Here is a 15,790-nt window from a genome sequence, read left to right on the forward strand (position 1 = left end):
TGGGCGGGGGGGGCGCGTGTGTGGGGGGGGCCCCCCCGCCCCGGCCCCCAACTCCTCCCCCGTTTTGTTTTATCCCCCCGCCGCGGGGGGGGCGGGGGGGGGGGGGGGCCCCCCCCCCCCCACCACAGGTTCGTCAGAGGGTGACCGCTCCCGTCAGGAGATCCTCGAAGTGGTCGGCGGCGGGGGCGTCGATGCCGCGCAGCGGGCCGTGGTCCACGAGGTGGGCCTCGGCGTAGAGCCGGGCGACCAGCGCCTTGCGCCCCTCGTCGAGCCCCCAGGTGGCCTGGTCCTCCAGCAGGGCGGCGGCGTACACGTCGGCCATGAACTGCGCCAGCGGATACAGCCGCTCCTCCGCCACCGCGGGCTCCAGCGCGGCCCACGCCGAGACGGCCTTGGCGAGGTCGTCGATGCGGGCCTGCACCAGGTCGGAGGTGGCCAGGTCGCGCAGGCGGTCGAGGAAGGGCACGTGGGCCTGCTCCTTCACCATGGCCCGCCGCACGTCGAGGCAGAGGATGTTGTCGCCGCCCTCCCAGATGGGGTTGACCTGGGCGTCGCGCAGGAGGCGGGCCACCGGCCACTGCTCGATGTAGCCGTTGCCGCCGTGCACCTCGATCGCGTCGCTGGCCGCCGTCACCCCGAGGCGGGCGGCGCGCAGCTTGATCAGGGCGGGGGCGAGGCGCAGGCGGGGGCCCACGAGGCCGTCGAAGACGAGCGCCTGGGCGGCCTCGACCTCGACGATCAGCTCGCCCAGCTTGCGGCGCATGAGCGGCTGGTCGATGAGCGGCCGCCCGAACGCCTCGCGCGCCCTGGCGTAGCAGATCGACTCCACCAGCGCGCGCCTGGCCGCGCCGACGCCCATCATGGCCACGCCGAGCCTGGAGGCGTTGGTGAGCTTCATCATGGTCCCGAGCCCGGAGCCGGTGCCCTCTCCGAAGAGCGGAAACGCCTCCGCGCCGGTGAACTCGATCTCCGCCGACGCGACCGACCTGGTGCCGAGCTTGTCCTTGAGCCGCCTGATCCGCAGCCCGTTGCGGCTACCGTCCCGCTGCTCCCGCAGCACGAGGAACGGCGCCACGTTCCCGTCGGGGCGCCTGGCCAGCACCACGAACGCGGATCCGTTGGCGTTGGAGGCGAACCACTTGAAGCCGGTCAGCAGCCACGCGTCGCCGGCGGGCACCGCCGTGGCCTCCAGCGCGGCCAGGTCCGAGCCGCCCGTCCGCTCGGTGAACATCTGAGCGGCCTCGCCGGAGTAGTAGCCGTTGGCGAAGATCTCCCGTACCCGATCGCGTACGTCCTCGGGCGCGTGCTTCTCGGCGAGGGAGACCACCATGTCCCCGCCGGTGCCGAGCGCGCAGCCCATCCCGATGTCGGCCTGATCGAGCAGGTACGTCCAGGCGGCGGCGAGCGCGGCCGGGTTCGCCCCGTGCGCGCGGGCCTCGGCGGCGAAGGACGGCGAGGTGAAGTTGTCCTCCATGAGCGCCCGCCGGGCCGCGTGGAACGACGCCGGCATGACGACCTCGCTGACGTCCCTGCCCCACTTGTCGTACTTCTCCAGCCGCGGCGGGTTGCGGTCGGTCTCCTCTGCGCACTCGGCCACGAGCCCGCCCATCAGCGCGCCCAGCCGGTGAAGGTGCGGCTCCGCCCAGGCGAAGCCCTCGCCCAGGCGGCGCCGCATGAGCAGGCGCAGCGTGGGATCGCAGGTCCACCAGTTGCGCCCGGCGGCGCCCTGGTAGCGCTCGGTGGCGTAACGGTCGCTGCGGTCGAAAGGTTCGATGAGATAGCGCCCCATACTCGCGAGTGTTACATATACTCGACACGCGATGGAAGAGCGTAACAATCTGAGCGCCAGATCGGCCGTGCTGAGCGCGCTGCTGGGCAGCCACCCGCCGCGGCTGCCGGCCCGGCATCTGGTGCGCATCGGCGCGCTCTTCGGCATCGCCGAGGGCACCGTCCGGGTGGCGCTGTCACGCATGGTGGCGGCCGGCGACCTGCTCCAGGACGACCGCTTCTACACGCTGTCGGAGCGGCTGGTCGAGCGCCAGGCCAGGCAGGACGAGAGCCGCGACCCGCACACCAGGCCGTGGGACGGCACGTGGGAGGTGGCCGTGGTCACCGCCGAGCGACGCGCGCCCGCCGACCGGGCCGCGTTCCGGGCCACGATGACGGCGCTGCGCCTGGCCGAGCTGCGCGAGGGCACCTGGATGCGGCCCGCCAACCTGGTGCGCGCGTGGCCCGAGGCCGTCACGGCGCAGTGCACGCTGATCGACGGCCGGCCGCACGCCGACCCCACTGCCCTGCTGTGGGACCTGGACGGCTGGGCGGCCGAGGCCCACCGGCTGGAGCGGTCTCTCGAAAGGGCCGGGGGGCTGGCCGAGGGCTTCCTGGTCTCGGCCGCCGTGCTGCGCCACCTCCTGGCCGACCCGCTGCTCCCGGACGAGCTGCTGCCGGCCGGCTGGCCGGGCGCGGAGCTGCGGGCCCGCTACGACGACTTCGACCGCCACTACCGCGAGGTGCTCTACCGGCACCTCCGGGACTGAGCGGCCTTGCAGCGTCCCCTACAGGGGCACGCCGAAGATGATCCGCCGGTTCCTGAACTCGGTGACGCTCCACAGCTTGCCGCCCTGCACCGTCAGGTCCTCGGGCCCGACGGGGAGCTGCCGCGTCTGCAGCTTGCCGTCGGCGTGGACGAGCAGCTTGCCGTTGGCGTTGGCGCCGGCCGCCTGGCTCAGGTACCACTTGCCGCCCCACGAGATGGCGCCCTGGATCCTGGGCTGTCCCATCACGAAGGCGTCCTCGGGCTCGCCGCCGGACAGGCCCAGGCTCCAGCGGCCCACCCAGCCGCCCGGGTCGTTCTCGCGGTACTCGCCGGTGACCAGCCGCGGCGTGCCGCCGCTGCGGTCGATCGAGACGAACGAGAAGAGCGGCCCCGGCTTCGCGATCTTCCAGAAGTCGGTCTGCGGCATCACGTACCGGTAGCCGAACGCGTGGAACTTGCCGCCGTGCCGCCCGACCTGCTTGGGGTCGCCCAGGTCGTTCTGGGCGGTGCGCAGGTCGAGCACGCGCGTCAGGTCGAAGACGCGCAGCCCTCTCTTGGTGTCGGCGACGTAGACCAGGTCGCCGTCGCACGCGACGCCGCCCGCGTGGATGTTGATCGGCCCGTACGAGCCATCCGGCTTCGCCTCGACCAGCAACGCATGCTGATATTTCAGGGTCTTGGGGCTGAGAAAGGACAGCCTGATGCCCCGCTCGCCCGCCTCCGGCTTGAAGTACCAGGTCGCCAGGAACGCCGGCACCCCGATGGAGCCCGACTCGTCGGAGCAGGTCAGCCCCTGCGGGTACCAGTCGACCGTGTCCTGGTCCTTGTCGTCGAAGGCGTACCACTCGGGCGGTCGCGGGCTCATCGCCCCGAGCGCGCTCGACGCCCCCTTGCGCACCGCGAGCCGGTTGGCCTGCGCCAGCACCGCCTCGACGCCGACGCTGTCGATCTCCCCCGCCAGCTTGGCCGCCCCTTCGGCCAGGTCGCCCGTCTCCCGGCGCAAGGCGAAGGGCGCCTTGTCCGTCGGTGCCATCCCCGTTGCCGCCATAACTCCCTCGCTTTGCCGTCCCTTGACCTAGTTTGACGGAAAGAGTGCGACGGAAGTTTGCGTTCAGGGCCACAAATGCACCGGAAGTCCCGAGAGGGCAGGCTCGCGGTAGCGCCGTACAAGTGCCCGCACTTCGCCGAGCTGTGGGCCAGGTACGGGGTCGAGATCCGCAGGGAGCAGCGCAAACAGGTCACGCACCCGGTGGTCGGCACCATCGACGCGATCTGCCAGGTCATGCCCGTGCCCGACCGCGACGATCTCCGCCTCGTCCGCTACACCACCGAACCCGGTTCGCCCTCCCACCAGGCCTTGCGCGACCTGCGGCAACTGACCCTAAGCTCATGAGATGCGAGCCGTTGCGTTTGACATTTTCGGTGGTGAGCTCGACGTGCGCGAGCTGCCCGACCCGTCCCCTGCCGTGCACGGAGCGGTGATCAGGGTCGAGGCGACGGGGCTGTGCCGGTCCGACTGGCACGGCTGGCAGGGGCACGACCCCGACATCAAGGTCCTGCCCCACGTGCCGGGCCACGAGCTGGCGGGGGTGGTCGAGGCGGTCGGCTCCGACGTGCGCGGCTGGCGGCCGGGGGCGCGCGTGACGGTCCCGTTCATCTGCGCCTGCGGCTCGTGCCCGTCCTGCGCCACCGGCGACCAGCAGGTGTGCGAGCGGCAGACGCAGCCCGGCTTCACCCACTGGGGCTCGTTCGCCGAGTACGTGGCCATCGACCACGCCGACGTCAACCTGATCGCGATCCCCGAGGACATGGCCTACGCCACGGCGGCCGGGCTCGGCTGCCGCTTCGCCACCGCGTTCCGCGCCGTGGCGCAGGTCGGCGAGGTGCGGCCGGGCGAGTGGGTGGCGGTGCACGGGTGCGGCGGCGTGGGCCTGTCCGCCGTGATGATCGCGACGGCGGCCGGGGCCCGCGTGGTGGCCGTGGACATCAGCACCGACGCCCTGCACCTGGCCGAGCAGGCCGGGGCCACGCACTTCGTCAACGGTTCGGCCGGTGACGCGGCGGCCCAGGTCAGGGAGCTGACCAGGGGCGGCGCCCACGTGTCGATCGACGCGCTGGGCAGCCCGCAGACCTGCGCCGCCTCCATCGAGAGCCTGCGCCGCAAGGGCCGCCACGTGCAGGTGGGGCTGCTGCCGGGCGGGCCGACGCCGGTGCCGATGGCCCGCGTGATCGGCCACGAGCTGCGGCTGCTGGGCAGCCATGGCATGGCCGCGCACGCCTACCCGCCGATGCTGGAGATGATCAGGGCCGGGATCCTGCACCCCGACCAGCTCATCACCCGCACGATCGGGCTGGCCGACGCCGGCAAGGCGCTGGCCTCGATCGGCTCGGTGCCGGGCGTCACGATGATCACTCCTCGATCTCCACTCGGAGGGTCCTGAGCACGATCGCCAGCATCGTGTAGTGGGCCACGAGCACGACCAGCTCGATCCTGTCCGGCTCGTCGTAGCGGTCGCAGAGCGCCGTCCAGGTGGCGTCGGTCAGGTCGCCTGCGTAGTGGAGGTCGTCGGCGACCTGGAGCACGAGCTGGTCCTCGACCGGCCAGAGGGCGTCGGGGTGGCTGACCGACGCGATCTCCAGGTCGGTGAGCCCGGCCTCGCTGCCCAGGCGGGCGTGGTGGGCCCACACGTAGGCGCTGCCGGTGTGGTAGGCGGTGCGCAGGATGGCCAGCTCCCGGTCGCGGGCGGGCAGCGTGCCGTCCAGCAGGACGCCGCCGAAGCCCAGCCACTCCTTGTAGAGCGCGGGGTGGCGGGCCAGCGTGGTGAACACGTTGTGCGGGTTGGCCTTCGTGAAATCGTCCCATTCTTCGGGCGGGAGGGGGCGGACGCGTGGTTCCATGTCGTTGACCATTCCCCAAAAGCGCAGGTTTGGTCTGACGGTTATTTGGCAGGACTTTTCACATCGGGGTCAATAAGTCAGGATTAGGGAGCCCGCAGACGTTGCAAGCCGGCCGACCGCAAGGACGCATGGTGATTCGAACGTTGCTCGCTGAGGACATGAACTTGGTACGCGGGGCGATCGTGGCGCTGCTGGCTTATGAGGAAGACATCGAGGTCGTGGCCGAGGTCTCCAGGGGGGATCGCATCCTGGCCGCGGCCAGGGCGACCCGGCCGGACGTCGCCGTGATCGACATCGCGTTACCCGGCAAGGACGGGCTCACCGCCGCCGGCGAGCTGCACGCGAAGCTGCCCGAGTGCGGGGTGCTCATCCTGACCGGCGTGGGCACGCCGGGCCTGCTCAAGCGGGCGCTCGAGGTGCACGTACGGGGCTTCATGGCCAAGGACGCCCCGCCGGACCGGCTGGCGGACGGGATCCGGCGGGTGGCCGAGGGAGAGCGGGTCATCGACTCGGAGCTGGCCATCGCGGCCATGCGGCCCGCCGAGGCGCCGCTGACGCCGCGCGAGCTGGACGTCATCGGGGCCGCGGCGGACGGGGCGTCGATCGGGGAGATCGCCGCGTCGCTGTTCCTGTCGGAGGGCACGGTGCGCAACTACCTGTCCAAGACGTCGGCCAAGCTGGGCGCCCGCAGCAGGATCGACGCCATCCGCATCGCCAGGGAGTCAGGCTGGATCTAGGCCCCATACATCCAGGCCCGTGTGCGCGGCCAGGAAGGCGAGGGCGTCGGCCGCCAGGGCCACCGACCTGCCGGCCGCCCGCGCGCCGTGGCCCACGTCCGGCTCGTGTCGGAGCAGGATCGGCCGGTCTCCGCCCGCCGCCCACTGCAGCGCGGCGCACATCTTGCGCGCGTGCATCGGGTCGACCCGCGTGTCGCCCGCCGAGACCGTGAACAGCGTCGGCGGGTAGTCCGTACCCTTCCTGACGTGGTGGTAGGGCGAGTAGGCGAGCAGCCACGCCAGCTGCTCGGGGTCGTCGGGGTCGCCGTACTCACCGGTCCAGGAGGGGCCGAGGCCGCCGAGGTGGTAGCGGGCCATGTCGAGCAGGCCCGCCGAGCACACCGCCGCCGCGAACAGGCCGGGCCGCTGGGTGAGGGCCGCGCCGACGAGGAGCCCGCCGTTCGACTCGCCCCAGATGCCGAGCCGGTCCGGGGTCGTCCAGCCGTCGGCGATGAGCTTGTCCGCGGCGGCGGCGAAGTCGTCGAACACGTTCTGCTTGCGCTCCAGCATGCCGTCCCTGTGCCACTGCTCGCCTTCCTCGCCGCCGCCCCTGAGGTTGGCGACGGCCAGCACGCCGCCCGCCTCGACCCAGGCCAGGGAGTCGGCGGCGTAGCCGGGCAGGAGGGGGATGCCGAAGCCGCCGTACCCGGTGAGGATCGTGGGGCGGGGGCCGCCCGTCGGCGGGCCGGCCACCACGACCATGCGGACGCTGGTGCCGTCGGCGGAGGCGTACTCGATGTGGTGGCTGCGCACGTCGGGCCGGCTCACGCGGCCCGGCGCGGCCGACCAGAGGGTGGTGGCGCCGGTGCGCACGTCGTGGCGCCAGACCTCGGGGGGCGTGACGGCGTCGGTGTAGGCGAACCAGGCCTCCGGGCCGCCGCCGGGGCGCGAGGTCAGCGAGGTGACCGTGCCGCTGCCGGGCAGCGGCACGGAGCCCAGCCGCTCCCCCGTGCGGGCGTGGTGCACGGCGATCTCGGCCACGGCGTGCCGGGTCCTGGCGACGAGCAGCCTGTCGCCGTCGAGCACGGTGAACGCGCCCAGCACCGCCTCCGGGTCCTCGGGGATCAGCTCCCGCCACGCGCCGGGCACCCCGGGGTCGGCCACGCAGAGCCTGCGCCGCGGCGCGTCCCGGTCGGTGACCAGGTAGAGACGACCGTCGCAGGCCACCGCCGCCGCCAGAGCGCCGGGTATGGGACGGGGCTCGCTCAGGCCGCCCGGTTCGGACTCACCCTGAGCGACCGACTCGAGCTCGCCCTGGCCGCCCGGCTCGGCGAGCCAGAGCGAGCCGCCCGCCGAGATCGTCAGCCAGCGGCCGTCGGCGCTGATCTGCACGCCGTAGCGGACCGGCCCTCTCGTGAAGACGGGTACGTCCGCCGCGTCGCCGATCCTGTGCAGGTAGACGCCCTCGTGGAAGCGCACGTAGTAGAACGCCGCGCCGCCCGGCAGCCAGGCGACCGCCGAGTAGCGGCAGCCGCCGACGGGCCCGTCCACGACGGCCCCGGTGTCCACGTCCCTGACGTACAGGTCCGCCTTCTCGTCGCCCCTGCGCGAGATCTGGTACGCCAGCAGGCGCCCTTCCAGGTCGGGCTGCCAGTCGTCCAGCGTCGTGAGCCCTGTGGGGTCGAGTTCCATGGGGTCGAGGACGACGCGGTCGCCGCAGTAGAGGACCGGGTGCTCCTGGGAGGTGGTCTGGCGCAGGTGGAAGCTCCGCTCGCCGCGCCAGAGCGGCGGGGTGACCAGGCCCGCCTCCCTGAGCTCGGTGAGCCGGGCGCGGAACCGCTCGCGGTGGGGCAGGCGGGCGGCGCCGTCGCGCCACAGCCGGTCCTGCTCCGCCAGCCAGGCCCTGGTGGCGGGGGCGTCGGGGTCTTCGAGCCAGCGGTACGGGTCGTCGATCCCGCCCGGCGTCGAGCTGCCGGGGAGGCGTTCGGCGTGCGGGTATTTGTCCAGAAATTTCATAACACGGGCTCCGGGTGCCAGTGGCCGGCCAGGTCGGCGTAGAGCGGAGAGGTCCTGATCAGCTCGTCGTGGGTGCCGATGGTCACCCGCGTCCCGTCCATGAGGAGGATGCGGCGGGCGCGCAGGGCGGAGGTGAGGCGGTGGGCGACGACGACGAGCGTGCCGCCGCGCCGCGCGAACGCGGTCTCCGCGCGGGCCTCGGCGGCGGGGTCGAGGTGGCAGGTGGCCTCGTCGAGGATGACGAGGGGGGCGGGGGTGAGGTAGGCGCGGGCGAGCGCGATGAGCTGGCGCTGCCCGGCCGACAGCGCCGCCGGGTCGAGCCGGGCCCCGTAACCGCCCAGCTCGTCGACCAGCTCGCGCGCCCCGACGGCCGCGACGGCCTCGTCCAGCCTCGCGACGAGCTCGGAGCGCGCCCCCTGGGCGGCGTCGGCCACCCATCGCGGGGGTGCCTCAGGGTCACCCGCCGTTCGCGGGGTGGCGTCGGCGGTTGCGCCGAGTGCGGTGAGGTTCTCCAGAAGGGTGCCGCGGAAGACGTACGCCTCCTGGGGGATCAGCGCGCGGACGGCGGGGTCGACCTCGTCGGCGGGGACGCCGCCGACCAGGACCTCGCCCGTGCCGGGCCGGAGCAGGCCGCTGACCAGGGCCGCCAGCGTGGACTTGCCGGCCCCGCTGGGGCCCACGATCGCCAGGTGGTCGCCCTCGGGGATGGCGAGGTCCAGGCGGTCGACGACGGGGGCGGAGTGCGGGCCGTACGCGAAGGTGACGGCGGCGAGCCGTACGTCGCAGGCGTCGGGACGAATCCTTGGCCGGGGCGGCGCGGCGGGCGGGGCGGAGGCGGCGATGCGGCCGAGCGTGGCGGCCAGCCGGATGCCGCTGACGCCGAGCCCCTGCACGAGGCCGCCGAGCGCGGGGGCCAGGGACTGCGTGACGTACGCGAGCGTGCCGGCGATCACGCCGGGGCCGAGGCCGCCGTCCAGCAGCCATGGGGTGCCGGCCAGCACGAGGACGACCGGCAGCCAGCCGCCCACGGCCAGGGCCGCGGTGCGGGCGGCGGTCACCCCGGCGAGCGCGCGGGCGGCGGCGGCCTGCGCGCCGACCTGGCGTTCCAGCCGCCCGGCCACGAGTTCGCGCAGGCCGCACGCCTCGATGTCGCGCAGCCCGCCCGCCATGGCCGTCATCTCGTCGGCCAGCCGTTCGTCGGCCAGCAGGAACGCCCGCTGCCTGCGTGCGAGGGCAGGCAGCGAGGCCAGGAACAGCCCGAGCCCGGCGGCGAACGGCGGGAGCACGAGGGCGAGCGTCTGCGGGGCCAGCGTCACCAGCCCCAGCACCACGCCGGCCACCGTGAACACGAACCCCCTGACGGTAGTGACGACGGCCGCGAAGGCGTCCCTGGCCAGCTCGACCTGGAGCGTCGCCCGGGCCACCGCGGCGCTGTCGCGGCTCGTGGCCCGGCTCAGGGTCCCCTCGACGACGTGCGTCAGGAGGTCGTCCCTGAACGGCTCCGCCACCGCCGCGACGCCCAGCACGACCTGCCGGGCGGCCACCGCCCCGACCAGCCACGCGACGCCGAGCGCGGCCAGCCACGCCAGCCCGGTCACGGGCTCGGCCCTGGCGAACCCGTCCTCGATGGCCCGGGCGACGGCGTGCCCGATGAGGAACGCGGGCGCCGCCTCCAGCACGGACCAGAACCCGATCCTGGCCAGCCGCCGCGGCTCGCGCCCCAACGCCCGCCAGAAACCGACCCGCCCCGGCCCGCCGCTGTCCTTGGCCCGCGCCGCGTGCCGCCGTCGGCCGGGGGCCGTCATGGCGTCGCTCCCTGGAAGACGGCCCGGTAGGCCGGATCCTGCCACAGCACGTGGTGCGGCCCCCGGGCCCGCACCCTCCCGCCCTCCAGCCAGACGACCTGGTCGGCGCGGGCGGCCGTGGCCAGCCGGTGGGCCGCGATCAGCCGGGTGCGGCCCCGCCGGCCGGTGGTGAGCGCCCGCCCGACCTCGCGCTCCGTCACGGTGTCGAGGCTCGAGGTGGCGTCGTCGAGCACCAGCAGCCGCTCCCCCCGCGCGAACGCCCTGGCCAGGCCGATCCGCTGCCGCTCGCCGCCGGACATCGGGGCCTCGCGCAGGGGTGTGCCGTAGCCGAGCGGCAGCCGCCGGATGAACGTGTCCGCGCGCGCCGCCTCGGCCGCCTCGGCCGCGGAGGGCCCGGCGGCCGTCGTGATGGCCTCCCCCACGGTCTCGCCCACCAGGACCGGGCGTTCGAAGGCGTACCCGATGGCGCTGCGCAGTTCCTCCCTCGGCAGTTCGGGCAGCGGGACCCCGTCGAGCAGGACGGCGCCGCGCTCCGGGTCGGTCAGGCGGCCCGCCAGGGCGGCCAGCAGGGACTTGCCCGACCCGGACCGTCCGACCACGGCGGTCACCGAGCCTCCCGGAAGCGTGAGGTCCCCGACGGTCAGGCCGTCCACCGCCACGTCGCGGAACTCGACCGTGCCCGGCCCGGCCGGGAGCGTCCGCGTGCCATGCGTGACAGGAGGGAGTTCGAGGACCTCGGCCACCCGTCCGGCGGCCGCCCGTGCCCGGGCCAGCCCGCCGACGAAGCCCAGGGAGGTGCTGAGGGAAGCCCCGAGCACGGCGTAGCGGGCGGCGGCGTACAGCTCTCCGACGGTGAGGCGGCCGGAGGCGAGCATGAACCCGCCGACGATCAGCACCGCGACCTCCAGCAGCGGCACCACGAGCCCCGACTGGACCGCGGCCCCGGCGTTGGCCCGCCACAGCGACATGCCGTGGGCCCGCAGCCGGGGCAGCGGCTCCAGCACGCGCCGCGCTTCCTGGGCGGCGCTCCCCGCCGCGGCGATCGTGCGCGCCCCCTCCATGGCGTCCACGAGCCGGGCGGCGATGTCGCCCTGCACCTCCTGGTACCCGCCCGAGATCACCGTCGTCGCGCGGAGGAAGGCACGCAGCACGAGCAGGATGGCCACGATGCCCGCCCCGAGCGTCAGCGTCAGGACGGGCGCGATGAGTGTGAGCGCGACCAGCGCGCCTGCCGTGGGCACGAGCAGCGCGAGCGCGCCGGTCACCGTCTCGGGGGCCCGGCCCGCCTCCTCGGCGTTCAGCCCGGCCCGGGTGACCAGCTCGCCTTCGGGGAAACGCCGGGTGGCCGCCGGCCCGGCGCCGAGCACGTGGCGCAGGACCCCGAGGCGCAGCCTGGCCGCGGCGAACGCGCCGCAGGCGCCGCGGGCCCAGACGCCGAGGCTCTCGCACAGCACGACGGCGGCGACGGCGCAGGCGCAGAGGATCAGCCAGAAGGTGCCGTCCGGCCGGCGCAGGACGAAGGTGTCCACGGTGCGGCCGACGAGGTACGGGACCGCGAGCTCACCGGCCGCGCCGACGACCGCCGTGACGGCCAGGACGGCGGGCCAGGGGCCGCCGCGCCGTACCGTGCCGATCACCAGCCGGTCTCCCGCTCGCACCCGATGCCTCCCCTTGCCGTCGGCTTGATGTCGGTATCCCCGCGCCGTCCAGGACGGCGCGGGGACCGATATCGCGGATCAGTGGCAAAGTGCGACACTGAGGTTGCTGGGCTTGCCTGAGTGACACGAGAGAACCGTCAGCGTGCTGCCACCGCTGGCGACATCGCCGGCCGCGGGGGCCTCGAGACCCTGCAGGTCGAGAAGTACCATTCGTTACACCTCCTTCCGGGACTCGTCGGGGGCGGGCCGCTCGGGGGCGGCCGCCAGGAACGGCAGGTGGCCAGGCTGGTCGCCCAGGGCCGTGCCGAGGGCGAAGAGCACGCCCGCCGTTCCGGTCGCGAAATCCATGGAGAGGCGCAGCAGCTGGTCGCCGGGGAACGCGAGCCCCCCGCCGTACGGCAGCGCGTGCCATCTCAAGCCCTTGACGTGCTCGCGCGGGTCGCCCGCGCCGGCCGCGAGCAGGCCCGCGCGCCCGGTGAACAGCCCCGACTGGACGAAGAAGCCGGCGTGCCCGGTCAGCCGCAGCTCGGCCAGCGCCGTCGCGAGCTCCTCGTCGTGCTGGTGCGCGAGATAGCGCTCCAGCACGAGGGCGATCCCGGCCGACCCCTCGTCCAGGTACGGCAGCAGCCGCCAGCCCTGGTTCACCTGGAGGGAGCCGTCCACGGAGTGGCGGCAGCGCCGCAGGTCCTGCCGGAGCGCGGTCGCCGCCAGGTCGAGCAGGGCCCGGTCCCCGGTGTGCTCGTACGCGTGCAGGAACAGCAGCGCGGGCCCCGACGAGCCGTACATGAGCCCGGCCCTCGGATGGGAGCCGCCGCTGAGCTCGGGGACGGGTCCGGCGAGCCGCTCCGCGCAGATGTCCGCGGCGCGCAGGGCGAGGTCGGCGCGGCCGAAGCCGAGGAGGTTCAGGCCGATGCCGGACAGGCCGGAGAACAGGGCCGACTCCAGCCGCTCCCATTTCTCGCGCAGGCAGACGTCGACCAGTTCGTGCGCGGGCTCGTGGTGCCCGAGGAGGCCGAGCACGTACGCGATGCCGTGCAGCCCGTCGTACAGGCCGAGCCCGGAGCCCTGGACGGGGCGGAGAGCGCGGTCGCGTAGCCAGCGCTCGTACTCGGGGAACGGCCCGAGGCCGGCGCGGTGCAGCGCGAAGAGCACGCCGGCCGCGCCGTGGGCCAGGTTGAGCCCGCCGCCCGGCCGGAACTGGGCCACGTCGCCGGGGAACAGCCGGTCGTCGCGCGCGGGCGTGGCGCTGGCCACGATGGCCCGGCACATCGCGTCCCGCAGTTCGGGCCAGGCGCCGGGCATATTCACGGGGTCGCCGTCGGCGCCGATGGTCGCGACGGCCGCGTCCACCGTCTCCGGCGGCACGGGGAACGTCTCCTTGACGATCTCCCCCAGGTCGGCGGCCTTCGCCCGGTGCAGCGGCAGCATGATCGTGCACTGCGGGGCGAACAGGCCGAGCCGCAGACAGGCCAGCGCGTACCGGTCCACGTCCACGCCGTGGCGGTCGGCGGGCGCGATGAAGGCGGGGTGGGCCAGCGCGGCGCGGGCCCCGTCCGCGGTGAGGGTGGCGACCTCGTAGTCGATCAGCGCCACCCGGCCGTCGGCGGTCAGCAGGATGTTGTCCGGGTGCAGGTCGCCGAAGACCACCCCGCGCTCGTGCAGCGACTCGACGGCCCGCTCCACGCTCTCCAGCGTCTCGACCGCCCACGCCGTGTAGTCGGCCAGGTCCGGCTCGGTGCGGTCGGCGCGGGTCAGCGGGTAGCGCTGCACGAGCCGCCGCTGGAGCGGCGTCCCGTCCACGAACTCCTGCACGAGGAAGTCGTGCTCGCCCAGGGTGAAGTAGTCGCGCAGCGCGGGCGCGGCGGGCAGGCCGGACAGGCGCCGGAGGATGTCGCGCTCGTGCCGGAGCCGGGTGACGGCGTCGCGTCCGGCCGCGTCGAGCCCGGCGTGCGGCCGGGCCTCCTTGAGCACGACCCGCTCGTCCGTACGCGTGTCCCGCGCGAGGTAGACGCCGCCGCCGTTGGAGAAGTGCAGCACGCTCTCGACCCGGTACGGCAGCCCGGCCGTCGTCACGGCGTTGCGCGCGGCCAGATGCGGCTCCAGGAACCCGGGCAGCGTGGTCCACGGCGGCACCGAGAACGTCGCGCCGCGCACGTCGGGCACCAGCCGCCCGTCCCCGTCCTCGACGGCCAGCACGCGCTCGCCCGAGCCGGACAGGCAGTGCCGCTCGGCGAACCCGCCGTACCTGACGAACAGCGGGCCGGCGCCGTAGCGCAGGTCGCTGAGGATGTACGGGCCCTCGACGTCGCGCAGCAGCTCGTCGAGCTCCTTCAGGACGAGCTCCAGCTGGTCCTCGTCCCGCGGGTAGACGGTGATCAGCTTGCCGCTGGACGCCCGGGAGGCGGCCTTGGAGTTGACCATGACGAGCACGGGGGCGCCGCGCAGGAACTTGAACGCGATCCGGCGCGGCACGCAGTAGTCCCACACGGCGGCGATGGCCTGCTCGGCGTCCTCCACGCGGGCGGACACGTGGATCTTCCAGCCCTGGGCGGGCAGGGGCGGCTCGTTGCCGGGGGCGAAATAGCACCAGGTGTCGGTCAGGGCGGTCGACCAGCCGGCGGGCATGGGTTCGCGCAGAAGGGGAAAGTCGGCGTCTTCCGCCGTGCCGTGTTCGAGCGAGTCGTAGAAACACGGGTCCACAAGGCAGTACAGCTCGTACTTGTCCATCTGGCGCCGACCTCCAAGGCGTTGTCCCTTAGAGATTGCCGCCGGGGGGCGATTCGGTCTAGTTACACATAACAACACCAAAATATGGTTATTGAAATTGCATTTGTGTGTTTTTCACAATTGGCTATTTCTTTCGTGGGACGTAGGCGCTGAAGGTGAACTGCCCGGTCCTGGAGGACGTGGCCTCCAGCCAGCCGCCGAGGTCGGAGACGCGTTCGGCCAGGTTCAGCAGGCCCTGCCCCGCGTCTCCGGGGCGGCGCCGCGGGCGCACCCCGTCGTTCCTGATCGTCAGGCGGACGAGCTGGTCGCGTTCGAGGAGCTGGATGGAGCACTGGCGGGCCTCGGCGTGCCTGAGGACGTTCGTCACGCCTTCGCGCAGGGCGTGCGTGAGCGCCTCCTCCACATCGCCCGGGAGGTCGCGGCAGGACATCTTGACCTGGCAGCGGACCCGTCCGGACTCCAGGAGCGAGCGCGCGGAGCCCAGCTCCGCCGCCAGGGAGGAGCTGCGCAGGCCGTGGGCGACGGCCCGGACGTCGGCGGACAGGCCGCGCAGCAGCTCCAGCGTCTCGGACGCCTCGCCGTGCGCCCGCTTGTCGCCCTCGGCCACGAGCCGCTCCAGGAGCTGCGCCTTCAGCACCAGGGCGGTGAGCCGGTGGCCGACCAGGTCGTGCAGGTCACGGGTGAAGCGGCGGCGCTCCAGGGCGACGGCCTCGCGCATGACCCCGGTACGCGCCGCGGTCAGCCGGGTGACCCGCTTGGCCAGCGTCGCCAGCGCGTACTCGACGACGCCGATCAGCGGGGCGGCGAGCGCCCAGGCGGGGTCGACCATCGTCCGCTCCGGCGCGGCCAGCATCACCGGGCCGCAGGCCAGCGCCAGCGCCACCAGCACGATCGAGCGGATCCGGCCCGCCGTCACCAGCAGCGCGCCCGACAGCAGGGCGCACACCGGGGTCCACGCCGCCCCGAACACCGTCAGCGGCAGGTACGTCAGCCATGCCTGCACGGCCACGATCCACCACGCGCCCGCCCGGCGTACCGGGGTCTCCATGACGAACTTGACGTGCAGCGTCAGCAGGACGAACAGCGTCACCCCGCCGGCGACCCCCGTCCCCGACCGCACCAGCCCGAGCTGGACCGGCACCGTCACGCCGACCATCGCCGCCGCCAGCCCGAGCGCTCCCAGCCGGCCGGGGTTCTTCAGTTTGGAACGTGCCCACGACACGAGTGCACGGTGTGTGCCCACCTCACCCCCGGTATGCGGTTGGATGGCCCGGTCCGGCCGTGTCGCGAGCGCGCCCGCCGTCGTCCCGCGTCTCCCTAATCGACCCGATCGGGCTCGTCCCTGTAAAGGTCGGTGCCGCTTTTGGACACCCATGACTTCCCGTCGGGCCGCCGGTTAACCAGACCGATCCGTTTCCTCCCACCCGGGGCCCG

Annotated in this window: 13 protein-coding genes; 4 read left to right on the forward strand and 9 right to left on the reverse strand. The window is 73.8% G+C overall.

What is annotated here, in order from left to right; genetic code table 11:
- Positions 1–133: 133 nt before the first annotated feature.
- Positions 134–1,789 carry an acyl-CoA dehydrogenase family protein gene (locus tag ACIBQ1_RS39220; protein ID WP_397284975.1) on the reverse strand — a complete coding sequence of 552 codons (1,656 nt, stop codon included), beginning with the start codon at positions 1,787–1,789 and terminating at the stop codon, positions 134–136.
- A gap of 31 nt (positions 1,790–1,820) precedes the next feature.
- Here ACIBQ1_RS39220 and ACIBQ1_RS39225 point away from each other — a divergent pair, with 31 nt between their 5' ends.
- Positions 1,821–2,537, forward strand: coding sequence for a PaaX family transcriptional regulator C-terminal domain-containing protein (locus ACIBQ1_RS39225; RefSeq protein WP_397284977.1), 717 nt, complete (start codon positions 1,821–1,823; stop codon positions 2,535–2,537).
- An 18-nt stretch (positions 2,538–2,555) separates the two neighbouring features.
- Here ACIBQ1_RS39225 and ACIBQ1_RS39230 read toward each other — a convergent pair whose 3' ends face one another.
- Positions 2,556–3,569, reverse strand: a complete 1,014-nt coding sequence (locus ACIBQ1_RS39230) for a hypothetical protein (protein ID WP_397284980.1) — start codon at positions 3,567–3,569, stop codon at positions 2,556–2,558.
- Positions 3,570–3,659: 90 nt separating this feature from the next.
- On the opposite strand from ACIBQ1_RS39230, the gene ACIBQ1_RS39235 reads away from it, so the two are divergent.
- Positions 3,660–3,929, forward strand: a complete 270-nt coding sequence (locus tag ACIBQ1_RS39235; protein WP_397284982.1) for a hypothetical protein — start codon at positions 3,660–3,662, stop codon at positions 3,927–3,929.
- A gap of 1 nt (position 3,930) precedes the next feature.
- Positions 3,931–4,977 (forward strand): zinc-dependent alcohol dehydrogenase family protein, encoded by a 1,047-nt coding sequence (locus ACIBQ1_RS39240; protein WP_397284984.1) that lies wholly within the window; start codon positions 3,931–3,933, stop codon positions 4,975–4,977.
- Here the strand turns inward: ACIBQ1_RS39240 and ACIBQ1_RS39245 are convergent.
- Complete coding sequence (locus ACIBQ1_RS39245; RefSeq protein WP_397284986.1) at positions 4,946–5,434, reverse strand: carboxymuconolactone decarboxylase family protein; 489 nt, start codon at positions 5,432–5,434, stop codon at positions 4,946–4,948. The genes ACIBQ1_RS39240 and ACIBQ1_RS39245 overlap by 32 nt on opposite strands.
- 128 nt (positions 5,435–5,562) lie before the next feature.
- Here ACIBQ1_RS39245 and ACIBQ1_RS39250 point away from each other — a divergent pair, with 128 nt between their 5' ends.
- On the forward strand, positions 5,563–6,171 hold the full coding sequence (locus tag ACIBQ1_RS39250) for a DNA-binding response regulator (protein ID WP_397284988.1): 609 nt from the start codon (positions 5,563–5,565) through the stop codon (positions 6,169–6,171).
- Here the strand turns inward: ACIBQ1_RS39250 and ACIBQ1_RS39255 are convergent.
- The 6 genes from ACIBQ1_RS39255 to ACIBQ1_RS39280 all read right to left on the reverse strand — a co-directional run bounded on the left by ACIBQ1_RS39255 (position 6,157) and on the right by ACIBQ1_RS39280 (position 15,578).
- Positions 6,157–8,166, reverse strand: coding sequence for a prolyl oligopeptidase family protein (locus ACIBQ1_RS39255; RefSeq protein ID WP_397284990.1), 2,010 nt, complete (start codon positions 8,164–8,166; stop codon positions 6,157–6,159). The two genes, ACIBQ1_RS39250 and ACIBQ1_RS39255, sit on opposite strands and share 15 nt — an antisense overlap.
- On the reverse strand, positions 8,163–9,971 hold the full coding sequence (locus ACIBQ1_RS39260) for an ATP-binding cassette domain-containing protein (protein WP_397284992.1): 1,809 nt from the start codon (positions 9,969–9,971) through the stop codon (positions 8,163–8,165). The genes ACIBQ1_RS39255 and ACIBQ1_RS39260 overlap by 4 nt, the downstream gene beginning before the upstream one ends.
- A complete protein-coding gene (locus ACIBQ1_RS39265; protein ID WP_397284994.1) occupies positions 9,968–11,629 on the reverse strand; it encodes an ABC transporter ATP-binding protein in 1,662 nt (553 codons plus the stop codon). The genes ACIBQ1_RS39260 and ACIBQ1_RS39265 overlap by 4 nt, the downstream gene beginning before the upstream one ends.
- A gap of 78 nt (positions 11,630–11,707) precedes the next feature.
- Positions 11,708–11,839, reverse strand: coding sequence for a SapB/AmfS family lanthipeptide (locus tag ACIBQ1_RS39270; RefSeq protein ID WP_090929771.1), 132 nt, complete (start codon positions 11,837–11,839; stop codon positions 11,708–11,710).
- Between the two features lie 3 nt (positions 11,840–11,842).
- Positions 11,843–14,356, reverse strand: a complete 2,514-nt coding sequence (lanKC, locus tag ACIBQ1_RS39275; protein WP_397284996.1) for a class III lanthionine synthetase LanKC — start codon at positions 14,354–14,356, stop codon at positions 11,843–11,845.
- 124 nt (positions 14,357–14,480) lie between these two features.
- The gene (locus ACIBQ1_RS39280; protein WP_397284998.1) at positions 14,481–15,578 is read right to left on the reverse strand and encodes a sensor histidine kinase; all 1,098 of its coding nucleotides are present in this window, start codon (positions 15,576–15,578) and stop codon (positions 14,481–14,483) included.
- Positions 15,579–15,790 lie beyond the last annotated feature (212 nt).

Origin of the sequence: Nonomuraea sp. NPDC050153, assembly GCF_044460125.1 — a bacterium.
Lineage (GTDB): Bacteria > Actinomycetota > Actinomycetes > Streptosporangiales > Streptosporangiaceae > Nonomuraea.